This is a genomic window from Salinicola salarius (assembly GCF_002179555.1).
Taxonomy (GTDB): Bacteria; Pseudomonadota; Gammaproteobacteria; order Pseudomonadales; family Halomonadaceae; genus Salinicola; species Salinicola salarius_A.
On sequence record NZ_NHOU01000005.1, the window covers coordinates 110,171 to 127,262 of the forward strand.

Below are 17,092 nucleotides of genomic sequence, written 5' to 3' on the forward strand. Positions count from 1 at the left end.
CGAGGCGGCGTTTCCCGCGCCGCCTCGGCTCAAGTCTCCGACAGCAGACGCTCACCCAGCAGTCGGCCGTTCTCCAGGCAGTCCCCCACCGCGATACCGCCGCGCCAGTTGCCCGCCAGATGCAAGCCGGAATGCGCCCGCAGCGCATCGTCCAGGGCCTCGATTCGCGCCAGATGGCCGATTTCGTACTGCGGAATGGCCTGCGGCCAGCGCGTTACCTTCTGCCATACCGGTTCGCCGCGAATGCCCAGCAGATCGCGCAACTCATCGCGCACGCGCGCGACCTGCGTGTCGTCGTTGCCGTCCGCCGCCGACGGATCCTGCCGCCCGCCGATGAACACGTTGAGCAGCTTGTGCCCCGCCGGTGCGCGGTTCGGAAACAGCGTCGACGAGAATAGTGCGCCCAGCGTTCTCCGCTTTTCGGCGCGAGGGATCAGCACGCCGAATCCGTCCAGCGGATGGACGATATCCTGCTCGCGAAAGCCCAGCGCAATGGCGTTGACCGGCGGATAGACGATGCCCTGGAGCGGCTCCGCCAACGCCGGGTCCAGCGGCTGCAGGAGCCGGGCCGCGACCGGTGCGGGCACCGCCAGCACCAGCGACCTGGCTCGCCACTCCCCGCCGTGATCATCCGAGACGATCCACTGTTCGCCGTCGCGACGAATGCCCTGCACGGGGCGATCGGTGTGGATGGCGGCCGTCGGCTGGGCCGCGATGCGCTCCGCCAACCTATCGGCCAGATGCTGCAGCCCCTGCGGGAAGCTCACCAGCTTGCCGCGCCATTCGGCCGGCACGCCGCCGGGATCACGACGCGCCTGACGCAGCCGCTTCATCCCGCCGAGGATCAGCGAGCGATGTTCCTGCTCGATGGCGGCCAGACGCGGCATGGCCGCCTGAACGGACAGTCTGCGCGGATCGCCCGCATAGACGCCGGAGACGAACGGATCGACCATGCGCGCGAGAATGCGCGGGCCGAGCCGCCGTTCGACGAAGGCGGCCAGGGTTTCCTCCGGCGCGCTCGAACGGCCGATGAACGGCTCGCGAGCCAGTCGTGCCCAGCCGCGCCAGCCGATGAGTGGGCTGACCAGGGCGTCCAGCGGTTTCATCGGCAGCGCCACCGGCTCGCCGTTCACCACGACGTAACGCTTGTTGGCAACGGCATTGGCGGGTTGCGCCTCGTCGAGCAGGTCGAGCTCTTCCAGCAGCGCATAAAGGGGGGGCTTCATGATGACGGTGTTAGGCCCGTGCTCGATCTGCCACTCGCTATCGCGCTCGGTACGAAGGTTACCGCCGACCCGGGAGTTGCCCTCCAGCAGGGTGACATGTCGTCCGCGCTTGGCCAGCGCCCAGGCCGCCGCCAGCCCGGTGGCGCCAGCGCCGACGATCAAGGTATCGGAAAGGGCCTCGCTGGGGGAACGAGGCGTCGCGGTCGAAACGTCTGCAGCCTGACTGTCCATGATGACTCGCACGAGAAAATGTCACTGGCAGTCTACGCAGACACCACGCAACCTGCATCCGGCCGGCATGCGGCGACTTGCCGCTACGCCGGCCGATCGCGCGACTCCGCCGTGGGACGGATCGTCGGACTCGCCCGGATGGCAGCCAGGCGCCGCCGGATAGAGGCTGCAGTCCGCCTTCACCGCGGTTTCCTCGTGCGGCGTGCCGTCCGTCGCCCAGTCGTAATCGACCAGCTGCGCACGGTAGACCTGGTTGGTGACGTAGTCGTCGCTCGGCATCGACTTGCCGAAGAACGGGCTCACGTACTCCCAGACGATCTCGCCTTCCGGGGTGACCTGGAACAGGCGGCCGTTCTGGCCTTCATCGATCAGCGTGTTGCCGTTGGGCAGTCGCCGCGCGCTCGAGATGAACGAACTGTAGAAGGTGTAGGGCGAACCTCCCGACATGTTGCCGGTGTATTGCCAGACGATCTTGCCGCTGCTCGGATCGACCTCGATCACGCGGGAGGACGAGAAGAACCCCTGCCTGGCAGGCGGAAAGCCGGCATTGCCCTGGTTGTCGAAGATCAGCATGTTGCCCGCGCCCGGCAACCCTTCGGGGATCAGATGAACATCGTGGGAGCCCACGGTCTGATCCACTGGGCGTCCGAGCTTGCCGTTGAGCTGCAGCGCCGGCAGATCGGGGCCGATGCGCCAGACGATCTCGTCGCTCTGTCGATCGACGATGAAAGTGACGTTGGCGTTGCGGGAGTTGACCAGGATATTGTCCGGCGCGAAACGCTCGTCCCCCGCGTCGTACCAGTGATTGGGCCCGACGGGCACCGCCGTGTTCAGATGCAGGAAGTCGGGATCCTCGGAATCCTTGAGCGACCGCAGGCCGGCGTCGGAAAAGCCCATCTCGTCGAGATGGTCGCCCGCCTTCCATTCCCAGACGACCCGGCCGTCATCGTCGACCTCCTCGATACCGTTTTCGATGATCGGGTAGTCGAAGCCGTTGAGCTCGCGCATCTCGGCGGTCATCACCAGGTTGTTGCCGTTGGGCAGGCGACGCATGTCGTGGTGCTGATAGACCGGGTTCTGCTGGCTGCCCCACTGCCACTGCACTTTGCCGTCCCAGTCCACCTCGGCGACCGAGGCGTTGGTCAGCCCGTTGCCGGGGCTGGCGTGTTCCGGGAGTTCTTTCGCCCGTGCCAGTTGCACCAGCAGGTGGCCTTTTTCGCCGTTGGTCTGGTCGGCACTCAAGGCCACCGGCGGGAAGCTTTCGTAGTCCCAGCGGTGAACCTCGTTGCCGTTCATGTCGATCAGGTGGGTCTTTCCGTCACCGCCGGGAAACAGCACAAAGCCGTTGTAGGCCCGCTCGGGATCGTAGTAGGTCGTGCCGGTGGGGAAGCTGCTGGGCAAGGCGACCGCTGCGGTTGCCGTCGCTGTCAACAGGACACCCAGTAACATCGAAACGGATCGTGTCCGTGACATCATCGCTCGTCGCTCCTTCGTCGAGTCCCGCCTTGGGCGGATTGAGCCGGCACGTCGGTGTGCCGGCGATCTCAGTCAGGCCGATGACGGCGATTCATCGTCATCGGCTTTTCGATAGACCCTCGCAATGGCGTTTCGATCCCTGAGCCGGAACGTTTCGTGGCTAGGCTGCGCCCGGTAACGCCTCGGCGAACTGGGCGACGGTCATCGGTTTGGAGAACATCGGGTAGTCGTAGGCGATCGCCGCATCGTGCTCGGCCTCGCTGGTGGCCGCGACGCCGTCGGTCAGCGTCAGCACCTCGAAGCCTTTCTCGTAGCCCGAGCGCATGGTCGATTCCACGCAGCAGTTGGTCAGGAAGCCGGCCAGGGCGATCGTTTCGATCCCCTTGCTGCGCAGGATGAAATCGAGATTGGTCGAGGCGAAGGTATCCAGGCCACGCTTGCCTTCGATGACGATGTCACCAGCCTGCGGGGTGAGCGCCTCGCAGATCTCGGCACCCCATTCGCCTTTGACGAACGCCTTGCCGTTCACCACGCCGGCAAGGATGCCGTAGGGCTGGGCGGTGATCTCGCCATAGCCTGGCGCGAAATGGATCGGCGCGTGGAGAATGCTGACACCGGCGGCACGCGCCCTGGCGACGAGATCCTGCGTCTTGGCCAGCATGTCTTCACGGGCCATGACGCCTTTTACGGCGTCGTGCAGCACGCCGCCCGGCGTGGTGAAGTCGTTCTGGAATTCGATCAGGACCAGGGCCGTCTTGGCGGGGTCGATCGTCTGGAGGGCATTGGCGGTCATGGCGGGACGCTCCTTCACGGAAATGGACTCGCTGTCGTGCAGCATAGCCCATCTCCGGCCGGCGCGCGGTGGCGAAGCGGGCGCTAGTCGTACACGCCCTGGCTGCGCAGATAGTCGTCGTAGCTGCCGCTGAAGTCGACGATACCGTCCTCTTTCATCTCGATGATGCGGGTGGCCAGCGAGCCGACGAATTCACGGTCGTGGCTGACGAAGATCAGCGTGCCGGGATAGTTGTCCAGCGCCAGGTTGAGCGCCTCGATCGACTCCATGTCGAGGTGGTTGGTGGGTTCGTCCATCACCAGCACGTTGGGCTTCTGCAGGATCAGCTTGCCGAACAGCATCCGCCCCTGCTCGCCGCCGGAGATCACCTTCACCGACTTGCCGATATCGTCGTTGGAGAACAGCATCCGCCCCAGCGCGCCGCGCACGGTCTGCTCGCCTTCGGTGGTCCACTGGCGCATCCAGTCGAACAGCGTCTCGCCACCCTCGAAGTCGGTCGCGTGATCCTGGGCGAAGTAGCCCACTTCCGCCGCATCGGTCCACTTCACCTCGCCCGCATCCGGCGCCATCGTGCCGACCAGGCAATTGAGCAGCGTGGTCTTGCCGATGCCGTTGGGGCCGATGATGGCGACACGCTCGCCGGCTTCGACCTGCAGGCCGAAACGGTCGAACAGCACGTTGTCGCCCCACGCCTTGGAGAGCTTGTCCGCCGTCAGTGCGTGACGGTGGATCTTCTTGCTCTGCTCGAACCGGATGAACGGGCTGACACGCGAGGAGGGCTTGACCTCCTCGAGCTGGATCTTGTCGATCTTGCGCTGGCGCGAGGTGGCCTGCTTGGCCTTGGAGGCGTTGGCCGAGAAGCGGCTGACGAACTGCTGCAGCTCGGCGATTTCCGCCTTCTTCTTGGCGTTGTCGGCGTGCAGGCGCTCGCGGGCCTGGGTCGCGGCGATCATGTACTCGTCATAGTTGCCCGGGAACAACCGCAGCTCGCCGTAATCCAGATCCGCCATATGAGTGCAGACGCTATTCAGGAAGTGGCGATCGTGGGAGATGATGATCATCGTCGAGCTGCGCGCCCGCAGGATTTCTTCCAGCCAGCGGATGGTGTTGATATCCAGATGGTTGGTGGGCTCGTCGAGCAGCAGCACGTCGGGGTCCGAGAACAGCGCCTGGGCCAGCAGCACGCGCAGCTTCCAGCCCGGCGCCACCACGCTCATCGGCTGGGTGTGCTGCTCCAGCGGAATGCCCAGCCCGAGCAGCAGCTCGCCGGCACGGGATTCGGCGGTGTAACCCTCGAGTTCGGCGAAGCGCACTTCCAGGTCGGCGACCTTCATGCCGTCCTCGTCGCTCATCTCTGCCTGGGAGTAGATGCGCTCGCGCTCTGCGGTGACTGCCCACAGCTCCTCGTGGCCCATGATCACGGTATCGATCACGCGCTCGTTCTCGAACGCGAACTGATCCTGGCGCAGCTTGCCCAGTCGCGTGGTGACGTCCTTCATCACCTGACCGCCGGTCGGCTCCAGGTCGCCCCCCAGAATCTTCATGAAGGTGGACTTGCCGCAGCCGTTGGCGCCGATCAGGCCGTAGCGATGGCCACCGCCGAATTTGACGGATACGTTCTCGAACAGCGGCTTGGGGCCAAACTGCATGGTGATGTTGGCAGTAGAGAGCACAGCGGGGAATCTCGCGGGAAACGGCGTGAATGAAACGACGACGGGATGAATAGAACGACGAAAGCCGAGGCGAGCCCGACCTTCGTCCTGAACGTTCGTCTGGTGCAGACGGTTTGGACGTTCGTATCAGATTATACGCAGATGCAGCGCCCGCTCATATGCCGCGGGCGAAATGATTCACGCCGTGACCGGCCGGCGGCCGCGATGTCACTCGCCACGCGGGAAGCGCTGTGACTCCTCGACGATGTTGAGATCCATATGGTTGCGCATGTAGCGCTGGGAGGCGTCCTGCAACGGCTGGTGATCCCACGGATAGTAGTGACCGTTGCGCAGCGCTTCGTAGACGACCAGCCGCTGCGCCTGGCTTTCACGGACCTCGGCATCGAAGCGCTGCATGTCCCAGCGTGCGCGAACCTTGGCCTGGAATTCCGCCAGTATTTCGGCGTAGTCCGGGTCTTGGGCCAGATTGCGGGTCTCGTGCGGATCGGCCTCGAGATCGAACAGCTGCGGCGGGTCGATCTCGCAGTGGTTGAACTTCCACTTTCCTTCGCGAATCGTGACCAGCGGCGCCTGCGTGCCCTCGGCGGCGTACTCCATGTAGACCGGCGCCTCGCGCGTGCCGCCGCGGGCCAGGGGAAGCAGCGACTCGCCATCGGTCCAGGGTTCGACTTCGGAGAGATCGATCCCCACCAGATCGGCCAGTGTGGCGTTGATATCGATGGTCGAAACCGGCGCCTCCACCGAGCGCGGCTCCAGCCCCGGCGCGGCGATCATCAACGGTACGCGCGACGAGCCTTCGAACGGGCTCATCTTGAACCACAGCCCCTTCTCGCCAATCATGTCGCCGTGATCCGACGTCACCACGATGATGGTGTTGTCGAGCATTCGGGTGCGCTCGAGCACGTCCAGAATCGAGCCGACCTTGTCGTCGATGTAGGAGATATTGGCGAAATACCCCCGCCGCGCCCGACGTACGTCTTCCGGCTGAATGTCGAACTTGGTGTAGTCGTTGGCTTCGAAGATCCGCTGGCTGTGCGGATCGAGCTCGTCGAACGGCACCACGTCCTGCTCCGGCTCGAGATGCTCGCAATCCTCGTAGAGATCCCAGAACTTGCGCCGCGCCACATACGGGTCGTGCGGGTGGGTGAAGCTCACGCACATCGCCCACGGCCGCGAATCGTGCCCGCGGGAGAGATCGAACAGTTTCTGTTCGGCATGAAAGGCGACTTCGTCGTCGTACTCCATCTGGTTGGAGATCTCGGCCACGCCGGCGCCGGTGACCGATCCCAGGTTGTGATACCACCAGTCGATGCGCTCGCCCGGCTTGCGGTAGTCCGGCGTCCAGCCGAAGTCGGCAGGATAGACATCGGTGGTCAGCCGGGTCTCGAAGCCGTGCAACTGATCCGGACCCACGAAGTGCATCTTGCCCGAGAGACAGGTGGAGTAGCCGGCGCGACGCAGGTGGTGCGCCCAGGTCGGCACGGCGGAGCGAAATTCGGCGGCGTTGTCGTAGACGCCGGTACGCGAGGGCAGCTGACCGGACATGAAGGCCGCCCGCCCCGGCGCGCACAGGTAGCTCGGCGTGTAGGTGTTGTTGAAATTGACCGCGCGCCTGGCCAGCTTCTTCAGGTTGGGCGCGTGCAGAAAGTCCGCCGGCCCATCCTTGAACAGCGTGCCGTTCACCTGATCCGCCATCAGCACCAGAATATTCGGTCGCGTCATGCTCCCTCCCCTGCGTCGTTGTATTGGGCGTTCGAGATACGCTCTCAGCTTGCGCGCCACGCATGGATTAGCGCAAACGATCAATTCGACGCCTGAGGCCAAGGCAGGCTTGGGCTTTTATCGGGCTACGTCTCGGGTGGCAGCAGGAAGTTGCCTTGCCGACCGTCGCCGAGTCGGGACTCGACCTCGCTATCGTCTTTCAGCGCGACGCCGGAGGCGCCCAGCACCTGGGCCTGGCGCATCAGGTAGCCAAGCAGCCTGGCGGCGTTGGCACAAGACAAGCCGCGCGGGCGAATGTTGGAGATACAGTTGCGCTCGCTGTCGCGCCGGCCCGACCGGGGTGCCCAGGTAAAATAGAGCCCGAGACTGTCCGGCGAGCTGAGACCGGGGCGCTCGCCGATCAGCACCACGCTCATGCGGGCGCCCAACGCTTCGCCGATGGGGTCACCGATCGCGACCCGCCCCTGCTCGACCAGCGCGACTGGCCCCGGCGACAGCCCGAGTCGTTCGATCTCCGCCAGCGCGGCATCGAGGAACGGGATCGCCTGCTCGTGAATCGCCCGGGCGGAGAGACCGTCGACCACGCAGATCGAGACGTCGCAGGGCGCCGGTTCGAGCCCGGCCAGCTCCCGCTCGGCTTCCTCGCACAGCTGCCGCCCGAGATCCGGCCGACGCAGGTATTCGTCACGGTCGGCGACACGGCTGTGAAGCCGCAGCGCCAACGGAAAGCGCGCATCCAGCGCCGGCATCAGGCGTTCGGTATCCAGCGCCATGTGGACGGCATCCCGGGCGCGGGCGTGATCCAGCTGGAACGCCAGCTGCGCCGCCGTGGGCAGGCTGCCGCCGGCTCGACCCAATCCGATCCGGGCGTCGGTCAGCTCGCGTAGCCGCTGCCAGGGATTGGTGACGGTCAACTTCGATGAATCGCCGGGATCGCTCATGTTGTCCCCTTGCCGAGCGCTTCCGTCGGCATTCGTGCCAGCACGCCCCGAAAGCGTGGCGGCAACTCGTGCTCGAAGGCGATGCCGCGGTCGTGATGATAGATCCCGCTGCTCTCCAGCCAGGCCTCGAACTCCGGCGCCGGACGCAGCCCGAGAACCTGGCGCAGATAGAGGGCGTCATGAAACGAGGTGGTCTGGTAGTTGAGCATGATGTCGTCGGAGCCGGGAATGCCCATGATGTAGTTGCAGCCCGCCGCTCCCAGCAAGGTGAGCAGCATGTCCATGTCGTCCTGATCGGCTTCGGCATGGTTGGTGTAGCAGATATCGCAGCCCATCGGCACGCCGAGCAGCTTGCCGCAGAAGTGATCCTCCAGCCCGGCGCGAATGATCTGCTTGCCGTCGAACAGATATTCGGGGCCGATGAAGCCGACCACGGTATTGACCAGCAGCGGCTCGAATTCCCGCGCCACCGCGTAGGCGCGCGCTTCCAGCGTCTGCTGATCGATTCCGTGGTGGGCATTGGCGGAGAGCGCGCTGCCCTGGCCGGTCTCGAAGTACATCACGTTATTGCCCAGGCCGTTGCTGTCCAAGCCACCACGATTGAGCGACAACGCCGCCTCGCGCCCTTCCCGCAGCAGCGCGAGATCGATGCCGAAGCCACGGTTGGCGGCTTCGGTGCCGGCGATCGACTGGAATATCAGATCGGTCGGCGCGCCGCGCTCGATCGCCTCGATGGCCGTGGTAACGTGCGCGAGCACGCAGCTCTGGGTCGGAATCTCGTAACGCGCGATGATCTCGTCGAGCATCTTCAATAGCGTCACCACGGTGGCGGTGTTGTCGGTCGCCGGATTGATGCCGATCACCGCGTCGCCGCTGGCGTAGAGCAGGCCATCGAGAATGCTGGCTGCAATACCGGAGGCGTCATCGGTGGGATGGTTGGGCTGCAGCCGCGTCGAGAGTCTTTCGGGCAGGCCGATCGTGCTGCGAAAGCGCGTGACCACCCGGCACTTGCGCGCCGCCAGCACCAGATCCTGTACGCGCATCAGCTTGGAGACCGCAGCAACCATTTCCGGCGTCAGACCGGGGGCCAGCGCCTTCAGCGATTCACCATCGGCCTGCTCGGAAAGCAGCCAGTTGCGGAATTCGCCGACGCTCAGCGAGGCAACCGGCGCGAACGCGGCACGATCATGACGATCGAGAATCAGCCGCGTGACCTCATCTTCCTCGTAGGGAATCAGCGGCTCTTCCAGAAAGGTGGTCAATGGCAGTTCCGCCAGCGCCATCTGGGCGGCGACCCGCTCTTCCGCGCTGGTAGCCGCGATGCCGGCCAGCTCGTCGCCGGAACGGCGCGGTGAAGCGGCGGCCATCAACGCGCCGAGGCTGTCGAAGCGGTAGCGACGACCGCCGATGTCGATTGCATGTTCGGCCATGGAGAAACCCCGTAATCGTTGTCTTTATACGGTCGTCTCAGTTTATGCCATGAGCGAGACTTCGCGCGCGACAGGAAATGCGGAGTTCCAGACAAAGAAAAAGCCCTGCCGAACGGATCGGTAGGGCTTTTGTCACCAACGGCACGAGGCCATCGGTTGTCGCGGATGCATGAGCCGCCGGATTCGGCGGCCGAGCGATTTAGCGACGCAGGCCGAGCTTCTTGATCAGCGACTGATAGCGATCGAAGTCCTTGCCCTTGAGGTAGTCCAGCAGCTTACGGCGCTGGTTGACCATGCGGATCAGACCACGACGGGAGTGGTGATCCTGCTTGTGATCCTTGAAGTGGCTCTGCAGACCGTCGATGTTGGCGCTCAGCAGTGCAACCTGGACTTCCGGGGAACCGGTGTCGCTTTCGCCCTGACCGAACTCTTTGACGATCTCGGCTTTCTTTTCAGCAGTCAATGCCATGAAAAACTCTCCAGCAAGCAATATGCCTGAATGATGAATGTCGGAGACCACGCATATTTGCAGCCTCCCGGTTGACCGTCACGGGGACGGGTGCATCGAATCGATGCTGACAGATCGATCGGCTTCACCTGTCGGGTCTCGATCCCGGCTCAGGCTTGAACCGCATTCAAAGCTGCCGTGTCGACCAGACGCCGGGGAATGACTTCCCCCGGTGCGGTCAGTTCGACCAATCCCAGAAAGGATTCGTCGCGATACAATCTTGCCGTCGTGCCCGGCGTCAGCTCGGTATCCGCTACCGATACCCGCTGACCCAGCAGCAAGCGCTGGGCCACCGTCTCCGCCACGCTGAGCGTCGGCAGATGCTCGAGCATGACATCGACCGGCAACAGCTGCGCCAGCCGCTCTTCGTCGCTCATCGCCTCGAGCGTCTCGAAAGAGAGCCGCGCTCGACTGTCGAAGGGGCCCGTTTCCAGGCGCTCCAACGCCGTGATATGCGCGCCGAAACCGAGTGCTGCGCCGATATCCTCGGCCAGCGTCCGTATGTAGGTGCCCTTGCTGCAGCGAACCTGCAACCAGATACCATCGGACTCCCACTCGAGCGGGCGCATATCATATATCGTCACGCGCCTGGGCGCACGCGTTACCGTTTCCCCCTGGCGCGCGAGCTCGTAGAGCTTGCGGCCCTGGTGCTTGAGTGCCGAGTACATCGGCGGCACCTGCTCGATCTCGCCGCGAAAGCGTTCGAGCACGGCTTCGACGGCGTCACGATCCAGCGTCTCGGGCAACGGACGACGCTCCACCACTTCGCCTTCGGCGTCTCCGGTATCGGTCACTGCACCGAACTGGATCCGGGTGCGGTAGACCTTGTCGGCTTCGAGCAGATGGGCGGAGAACTTGGTCGCCTCGCCCAGGCAGACCGGCAACAGCCCGGTCGCCATCGGGTCCAGCGTCCCGGTATGACCCGCCTTGCGCGCCTGAAACAGCCGCCGGGCACGCTGGAGCGCATGGTTGCTCGACACGCCCTTGGGCTTGTCGAGCAGCAGCACGCCGTTGATGGGCAACCCCTTGCGACGGCGCGCCATCAGCGTGGCTCTCCATCCTCTTTTCGAGGATCGCTTTCCTGCGCTCCATCCTGCGGCGCCGCTTCGTCATTCTCCTGCGGGCGGTTGCTGGCGACGGCTTCATCGATCAATGCCGACAGCTTGTGCCCGCGCACCACGCTCTCGTCGTAGTGAAAACGCAGCTCGGGTACGTGACGAAGCTTGATGCGGCGCGCGATCTGCGAACGCAGAAAGCCGGCAGCCCGCTTGAGCACGGCCAGGTTTTCCTTGACCCGAGCCGGATCGTTCTCGCCCAGCAGCGTCACGTAGATATCGGCATAGCCGAGATCCCGACTGACCGTGACCGAGCTGACCGTGACCATCCCCAGACGCGGATCCTTGATCTCACGCTGGATCAGTACGGCCAGCTCCTGCTGCAGCTGGTCGGCGACCCGATCGGTTCGTTTGAATTCGCGCATCGTTGCCTCTCGAGATTCCGCAGGCGCCTGGTTCATAAAAACCTGGGCCCCCGCGGGATCCTGTCACTTACAGGGTACGCTCGACCTTGACCTGGTCGAAGACCTCGATCTTGTCGCCGACCTGAACGTCGTTGTAGTTCTTGACGCCGATACCGCACTCCATGCCGTTACGGACTTCGTTGACGTCATCCTTGAAGCGACGCAGGGATTCCAGCTCGCCTTCATAGATGACCACGTTGTCGCGCAGGACGCGGATCTTCTTGTTGCGGTGGACGGAGCCCTCGATGACCATACAGCCAGCGATGGCACCGATCTTCGGCGCCTTGAACACGTCGCGCACTTCGGCGACACCGACGATCTCTTCTTTCCACTCCGGCGCCAGCATGCCGCTCATGGCCTGCTTGACCTCGTCGATCAGCTGGTAGATGACGCTGTAGTAGCGCAGATCCAGCCCTTCACGCTCGACGATTTCCCGCGCGGAGGCGTCGGCACGGACGTTGAAGCCGACCAGAATCGCCTCACTGGCCAGCGCCAGGTTGGCGTCGGTACCGGTGATACCGCCGACCCCGGAAGAGACGACCGCCACCTGAACTTCGTCGGTGGAGAGTTCTTCCAGCGCGCCACGAATCGCCTCGAGCGAACCCTGGACGTCGGCCTTGAGGACGACATTGACCTTGGCCACTTCGTCCTGGCCCATCTGGCTGAACATGTTCTCCAGCTTGGCCTTCTGCTGTCGCGCCAGACGAACTTCGCGGTATTTTCCCTGACGGAAGTTGGCGATTTCACGCGCCTTCTTCTCGTCGGCCAGAACCATGAAGTCTTCACCGGCTTCCGGCGTGCCGTCGAGACCCTGGATCTCGACCGGCATGGACGGCCCCACCGACTCGACCTGCTTGCCGAGTTCGTTGGTCAGCGCCCGCACACGGCCGTAGTGCAGGCCGGCAAGGACGATGTCGCCACGCTTGAGCGTGCCGTTCTGGACCAGCACGGTGGCAACCGGACCGCGACCCTTGTCGAGGCGAGACTCGACCACCACGCCTTTACCCGGCGCTTCCGGCACGGCCTTGAGCTCGAGCACTTCGGAGACCAGCAGCACCGATTCCAGCAGTTGATCGATGCCTTCGCCGGTCTTCGCCGAGACCGGAACGAACTGGGTGTCGCCGCCCCACTCTTCGGAGATCACGCCGTGCTGTGACAGCTCGTTGCGAATCCGGTCGAGGTCGGCACCTTCCTTGTCGATCTTGTTGATCGCGACGACCAGCTGTACGCCGGCAGCCTTGGCATGCTCGATCGCCTCGATCGTCTGCGGCATGACACCGTCGTCGGCGGCCACCACCAGGATGACGACGTCGGTCGCCTGGGCACCACGAGCACGCATGGCGGTAAACGCTGCGTGACCCGGCGTATCCAGGAAGGTGACGCCACCATGTTCGCCTTCGACGTGGTAGGCACCGATATGCTGGGTGATACCGCCGGCTTCGCCAGTCGCGACCTTGGTGCGACGGATGAAGTCGAGCAGCGAGGTCTTGCCGTGGTCGACGTGACCCATGACGGTGACGACCGGCGAGCGGGTGATTTCGTCACCTTCGTAGGAGATGCCTTCGAGCACTTCGGTCTCGAGCGCATCTTCCTTGACCAGCTTCGGCTTGTGACCCATCTCCTCGACCACGATCGCGGCAGTATCCTGATCGATGGTCTGGTTGATGGTCACCGCCGCACCCATGCTGAACATGGCCTTGATCACTTCGTTGGCCTTGATCGACATCTTGTCGGCCAGTTCGGCAACGCTGATCGATTCCGGCAGCGCGACTTCACGCACGATCGGCTGGGTCGGCTTCTGGAAGCCGTGCTGGTTGTCGCCACGACCACGACGGCTACCGCGACGCTCGGCACGCTTGACCTTCTTGGCCCCGCCGCCACGGCGACGCTCGGAACGGTCGTCGTCGTCATCACGGCGCCCACGGCGACCCTGATCACGCTCCTTGTCCTTCTTCGGATGGGCGCGACGATTTTCGGTGCGCGGCTCCTTGGGCGGCGGCTCGACGAACGGCTGACTGTTGGAAGTCGGCTCGTCATCCTCGACCTGCGGCTCATCGGGAATGTCATCCCCGGGTGCCTGGGGCTGAGGCGCCGGCGCGGCAGCCTTGTTGGAGCTTTCCTGACCTGCGGTCTGATTCTGAGCCGCTTCGCTCGCCGCCGCAGCCTGGGCACTGGCCTGCTCGGCGGCCTGCTGTTGCGCCTGATCGGCCATGTCGCCAACCAACTGACGCGGACCAGTCTCTTCGACCGGCGCTTCTTCGGCCGGTTCTTCCCGCTTGACATAGGTACGCTTCTTGCGCACCTGCACTTCAATGGTCTTGCCGCGATCGCCCGAGCGGATCTTGCTGCGGGTGTTGCGCGTCAAGGTGATGCGGTTACGCGGACCGCGTCCCCCACCGTGACTCTTGGTCAGGTGATCGAGCAGACGCTGCTTGTCCTCTTCGGAGACGGCGTCGCTTTCCTTCTGATGCGGCAGACCCGCATCCTTCATCTGTTCAAGCAGGCGGGACACATCGCGTCCCACCTTGCCGGCAAACTCTTTTACGGTCATGTCTGACATTACGACCCTCCTGAACCCGTGACCACGTTACTCTTCGCTCTGAAACCAAGGCGCACGGGCAGTCATGATCAGTGCCGCTGCGCGCTCCTCGTCCACGTCGTCGATATCCTTCAGATCCTCGATGGACTGTTCTGCGAGGTCCTCCATGGTGACGATGCCACGGCTGGCAAGAATGAAAGCCAGGTGGCGGTCCATGCCGTCCATCGTGAGAAGGTCTTCGGCGGGCTGAGCGCCATCCAATTGCTCTTCCGTTGCGATGGCCAAGTTGAGAAGCTCATCCTTGGCTCTTGCACGAAGTTCCTCGACCAGATCCTCATCGAACTCTTCGATCTCCAGCATCTCTTCGAGCGGCACGTAGGCCAGCTCTTCGATCGTCGTGAACCCTTCCTCGACCAGGATACGGGCGACGTCTTCGTCGATCTCGAGATGGTTGATGAAATATTCGACCAGGCTGTCGACTTCCTGCTCGCGTTTGCCCTCGGCTTCGTCAACGGTCATCACGTTGAGCGTCCACCCCGTCAACTCGCTGGCGAGTCTGACGTTCTGGCCGCTACGACCGATGGCCTGAGCGAGGTTGTCTTCGCCGACGGCGACGTCCATCGAATGGGCATCTTCATCGACGAGAATAGAAGCGACTTCCGCCGGCGCCATGGCGTTGATCACCAACTGCGCAGGGTTGTCGTCCCATAAAATGATATCCACGCGCTCGTTACGCAGCTCGTTGGATACCGCCTGCACGCGTGAACCACGCATGCCGACACAGGCACCGACCGGGTCGATGCGCCTGTCATTGGTCTTGACCGCGATCTTGGCGCGCGCCCCCGGATCGCGGGCGGCCCCCTTGATCTCGATCAGCTGTTCGGCAATTTCCGGCACTTCGATCTTGAAAAGCTCGACCAGCATGCCCGGTTTGGTCCGGGACAGGATGAGCTGGGAACCGCGCGCTTCCGCATCGACTTTCCACAACAGGGCCCGTACCCGCTCGTTCATGCGGTAGCGCTCGCCGGGAATCATCTCGCCCCGCGGCAAAAAGCCCTCTGCGTTCTCGCCGAGGTCGATGATCAGGCCGTCACGTGTCGTTTTCTTGACGATACCCGCGACCAGTTCGCCTTCTCGCTCGGCGTAATGCCTGACGATCTGGGCACGCTCGGCTTCGCGCACCTTCTGCACGATGACCTGCTTGGCGGTCTGCGCCGCGATGCGCCCGAAAGCCACCGATTCGATCTGTTCTTCGACGACATCGCCCACCGCCAGCGGCGGCTCGCGCTTTTCTGCCTCGGAGAGCGGAATTTCACGATCTTCGCTGAGGTACTCTTCGTCCTCGACCACGACCCAGCGACGGAAAGTATCGTACTCGCCGGTGCGGCGATCAATCTGGACGCGAATACTGACGTCCTGACCTTCGAAACGCTTGCGCGACGCGCTGGCCAACGCCGCTTCGACAGCCTCGAAAATGACATCTCGGGGCACGCTCTTCTCGTTGGAGATGGCGTCAACGACCAGCAGTATCTCTTTGCTCATGCCTATGCCTCGCCGAAAAACCGGTTCTTGATCTCGAATAACTGAATCGGTGTCGAATCCTGAGTCAGCCACGAATAACTGGGTCACCAAATGATAGGTGGTCGAATCAATCGTCGAACTGCGGGACGACACGAGCCTGATCGATGCTTTCTATCGGAAAGCAGTACTCTTCCGAGTCGATATGCAGCAGCACTTCGTCGCCATCGATTCCGGCCAGACGCCCCTGGAATTTGCGTCGACCGTCGAATGCCGTGCGCAACTTGAGCTGCACCACATGACCGCTGAAGCGCGAAAAATGATCGAGCGTGTAAAGTGGGCGATCGAGTCCTGGAGAAGAAACTTCCAGGTTGTAGTTGCCCGAGATCGGATCTTCGACATCCATGACACTACTGACCTGGCGGCTGACGCCGGCGCAATCGTCAACCGAGATCCCGTTAGGGCTGTCGATGTAGATCATCAGCTTGGAATGCTTGCCCTGAGCCAGATAGTCGAGGCCCCACAACTCAAAGCCCATGGCAGTTACCACCGGCTCGATGATCGCATACAGTGCTGCGTCCTTGGTGACCACAAACGACTCCTACAGCAGTTGCATCAGGCACCTGACCGGGAGTTGAGAGAAATGCAAGGTGCTAGGTGGCTGACTGGCAATGACGTCAGCAGGCAATGTTGAAAGTCGACAAAGCCGCTAACAAAAAGCCCCTTCTCAGGAAGGGGCCTTTCATAAAAACTTGGTAGCGGGGGCCGGATTTGAACCGACGACCTTCGGGTTATGAGCCCGACGAGCTACCAGACTGCTCCACCCCGCAACATCAGGTTGGCGATTATAGAAACGACCTTGAGATGGGTCAAGGAAGGTCGCGATATCGCCTGATTCTTTTCGCAAGAATCGTCTTGGTATCGTTCAGAGGTCCGAGTCAGTTCGACCGGAAGACTTGACGATGGTGCCGAAGGCGGGACTTGAACCCGCACGACCGTAAGGTCACTACCCCCTCAAGATAGCGTGTCTACCAATTCCACCACTTCGGCATCAGGGGGCGTGCAGCACCTAAGCGCTACACTAAATTCACTGCTTTCAATCGCTTCATCGAAGCTTGTGAATTTTCCTTTGCACTCAAGGATTTGACGATTCCTGACCGCCACCTTCCTCAAGTGCTGGCGCAGCATTATTCCTGCTTTGGTCGCCGTCGTCAAGGGTCGGCGCGCCATTATGTTGCTGTTCGATCACTTGCGCATCGGGAATACCGCTCTGCGGAGCGCTACTGGCGTTGGTCGCGAAATAGGCCAACCCCAATGAAGTGACGAAAAACAGCGCTGCCAGACCGCCGGTCAGCTTGGACAGGAACCCGCCACTGCCGCGTGACCCGAAGACGGTCTGCGAGGACCCGCCACCAAAAGCTGCACCGGCCTCGGCACCCTTGCCCTGCTGCAGCAGGACCAGTACCACCAATGCAATGGCGGCCAGAACGTGAACCAACAAAATCGCTATCTGCAT

Annotated in this window: 14 protein-coding genes and 2 tRNA genes; all 16 read right to left on the reverse strand. The window is 63.1% G+C overall.

What is annotated here, in order from left to right:
* Positions 1–29 precede the first annotated feature (29 nt).
* Positions 30–1,457, reverse strand: coding sequence for a protoporphyrinogen oxidase (gene hemG, locus CCD76_RS05915; RefSeq protein ID WP_087718599.1), 1,428 nt, complete (start codon positions 1,455–1,457; stop codon positions 30–32).
* Positions 1,458–1,478: 21 nt separating this feature from the next.
* A complete protein-coding gene (locus CCD76_RS05920) occupies positions 1,479–2,906 on the reverse strand; it encodes an aryl-sulfate sulfotransferase (protein ID WP_218776977.1) in 1,428 nt (475 codons plus the stop codon).
* Between the two features lie 187 nt (positions 2,907–3,093).
* Entirely contained in the window at positions 3,094–3,771 is a 678-nt protein-coding gene (locus CCD76_RS05925) for a cysteine hydrolase family protein (RefSeq protein ID WP_218776978.1), read from the reverse strand.
* Between the two features lie 38 nt (positions 3,772–3,809).
* Positions 3,810–5,399, reverse strand: a complete 1,590-nt coding sequence (locus CCD76_RS05930) for an ABC-F family ATPase (RefSeq protein ID WP_087718600.1) — start codon at positions 5,397–5,399, stop codon at positions 3,810–3,812.
* A 207-nt stretch (positions 5,400–5,606) separates the two neighbouring features.
* Positions 5,607–7,121 carry a choline-sulfatase gene (gene betC / locus CCD76_RS05940; RefSeq protein ID WP_087718602.1) on the reverse strand — a complete coding sequence of 505 codons (1,515 nt, stop codon included), beginning with the start codon at positions 7,119–7,121 and terminating at the stop codon, positions 5,607–5,609.
* Positions 7,122–7,246: 125 nt separating this feature from the next.
* A complete protein-coding gene (gene eutC / locus CCD76_RS05945) occupies positions 7,247–8,062 on the reverse strand; it encodes an ethanolamine ammonia-lyase subunit EutC (protein ID WP_087718603.1) in 816 nt (271 codons plus the stop codon).
* Positions 8,059–9,492 (reverse strand): ethanolamine ammonia-lyase subunit EutB, encoded by a 1,434-nt coding sequence (locus CCD76_RS05950; protein ID WP_087718604.1) that lies wholly within the window; start codon positions 9,490–9,492, stop codon positions 8,059–8,061. Before CCD76_RS05950 ends, eutC begins: the two co-directional genes overlap by 4 nt.
* Before the next feature lie 199 nt (positions 9,493–9,691).
* Complete coding sequence (rpsO, locus tag CCD76_RS05955; protein ID WP_071230933.1) at positions 9,692–9,961, reverse strand: 30S ribosomal protein S15; 270 nt, start codon at positions 9,959–9,961, stop codon at positions 9,692–9,694.
* A gap of 149 nt (positions 9,962–10,110) precedes the next feature.
* Positions 10,111–11,043 carry a tRNA pseudouridine(55) synthase TruB gene (truB, locus tag CCD76_RS05960; protein ID WP_087718605.1) on the reverse strand — a complete coding sequence of 311 codons (933 nt, stop codon included), beginning with the start codon at positions 11,041–11,043 and terminating at the stop codon, positions 10,111–10,113.
* Positions 11,043–11,480 (reverse strand): 30S ribosome-binding factor RbfA, encoded by a 438-nt coding sequence (rbfA, locus tag CCD76_RS05965; protein ID WP_087718606.1) that lies wholly within the window; start codon positions 11,478–11,480, stop codon positions 11,043–11,045. The genes truB and rbfA overlap by 1 nt, the downstream gene beginning before the upstream one ends.
* 67 nt (positions 11,481–11,547) lie before the next feature.
* Positions 11,548–14,079, reverse strand: coding sequence for a translation initiation factor IF-2 (gene infB, locus CCD76_RS05970; protein WP_071230936.1), 2,532 nt, complete (start codon positions 14,077–14,079; stop codon positions 11,548–11,550).
* 27 nt (positions 14,080–14,106) lie between these two features.
* Positions 14,107–15,600 carry a transcription termination factor NusA gene (gene nusA / locus CCD76_RS05975; protein ID WP_087718607.1) on the reverse strand — a complete coding sequence of 498 codons (1,494 nt, stop codon included), beginning with the start codon at positions 15,598–15,600 and terminating at the stop codon, positions 14,107–14,109.
* Between the two features lie 106 nt (positions 15,601–15,706).
* Positions 15,707–16,168: a ribosome maturation factor RimP gene (rimP, locus tag CCD76_RS05980; protein WP_087718608.1), complete on the reverse strand. Its 462-nt coding sequence runs from the start codon at positions 16,166–16,168 to the stop codon at positions 15,707–15,709.
* 161 nt (positions 16,169–16,329) lie between these two features.
* Positions 16,330–16,406: transfer RNA gene (locus CCD76_RS05985), tRNA-Met, on the reverse strand.
* A gap of 133 nt (positions 16,407–16,539) precedes the next feature.
* Positions 16,540–16,626: transfer RNA gene (locus CCD76_RS05990), tRNA-Leu, on the reverse strand.
* Between the two features lie 85 nt (positions 16,627–16,711).
* A complete protein-coding gene (secG, locus tag CCD76_RS05995; protein WP_087718609.1) occupies positions 16,712–17,092 on the reverse strand; it encodes a preprotein translocase subunit SecG in 381 nt (126 codons plus the stop codon).

Bases quoted from the DNA above. Each gene is read 5' to 3' on its own strand.
- infB (WP_071230936.1), bottom strand. From the start codon at position 14,079: ATGTCAGACATGACCGTAAAAGAGTTTGCCGGCAAGGTGGGACGCGAT.
- CCD76_RS05925 (WP_218776978.1), bottom strand. From the start codon at position 3,771: ATGCTGCACGACAGCGAGTCCATTTCCGTGAAGGAGCGTCCCGCCATG.
- eutC (WP_087718603.1), bottom strand. From the start codon at position 8,062: ATGAGCGATCCCGGCGATTCATCGAAGTTGACCGTCACCAATCCCTGG.
- CCD76_RS05950 (WP_087718604.1), bottom strand. From the start codon at position 9,492: ATGGCCGAACATGCAATCGACATCGGCGGTCGTCGCTACCGCTTCGAC.
- betC (WP_087718602.1), bottom strand. From the start codon at position 7,121: ATGACGCGACCGAATATTCTGGTGCTGATGGCGGATCAGGTGAACGGC.
- CCD76_RS05920 (WP_218776977.1), bottom strand. From the start codon at position 2,906: ATGTTACTGGGTGTCCTGTTGACAGCGACGGCAACCGCAGCGGTCGCC.
- hemG (WP_087718599.1), bottom strand. From the start codon at position 1,457: ATGGACAGTCAGGCTGCAGACGTTTCGACCGCGACGCCTCGTTCCCCC.
- secG (WP_087718609.1), bottom strand. From the start codon at position 17,092: ATGCAGATAGCGATTTTGTTGGTTCACGTTCTGGCCGCCATTGCATTG.
- rbfA (WP_087718606.1), bottom strand. From the start codon at position 11,480: ATGCGCGAATTCAAACGAACCGATCGGGTCGCCGACCAGCTGCAGCAG.
- truB (WP_087718605.1), bottom strand. From the start codon at position 11,043: ATGGCGCGCCGTCGCAAGGGGTTGCCCATCAACGGCGTGCTGCTGCTC.
- rpsO (WP_071230933.1), bottom strand. From the start codon at position 9,961: ATGGCATTGACTGCTGAAAAGAAAGCCGAGATCGTCAAAGAGTTCGGT.
- nusA (WP_087718607.1), bottom strand. From the start codon at position 15,600: ATGAGCAAAGAGATACTGCTGGTCGTTGACGCCATCTCCAACGAGAAG.